Genomic DNA, 229 nt, shown 5'->3' with positions numbered 1-229 from the left:
GCCCGACGGCAGCCCGCTGCTGATCACCCGCAACACACAGTCCGACACGCTCAGCCGTGCGCTGGACGAGCAGTGGGACCGGGCCCTGCGCGAGCTCGGCATCCGCATGCGCCTGAAGGTGCAGCAGTGGCCCGAGAACTTCAAGGCCGCGCAGGCCGGCCAGTACCAGATGTGGTCCCTGGCCTGGTCGGCCGGCAACTCCGATGGCCAGGGCGCGCTGCAGCTCTAC

1 protein-coding gene is annotated in these 229 nt (G+C 70.3%); it reads left to right on the top strand.

Features of this window, described 5'->3' with window-relative positions; genetic code table 11:
* Positions 1 to 229 (top strand): ABC transporter substrate-binding protein (locus RZA33_RS19875; protein ID WP_317510142.1); only part of this gene is annotated, 229 nt, incomplete at both ends.

Origin of the sequence: Halovibrio sp. HP20-59, from assembly GCF_033052795.2 — a bacterium.
Taxonomy (GTDB): Bacteria; Pseudomonadota; Gammaproteobacteria; order Pseudomonadales; family Halomonadaceae; genus Vreelandella.
Note: the sequence above shows the minus strand (reverse complement) of the source record. Positions and strands in the feature narration are given on the sequence as shown.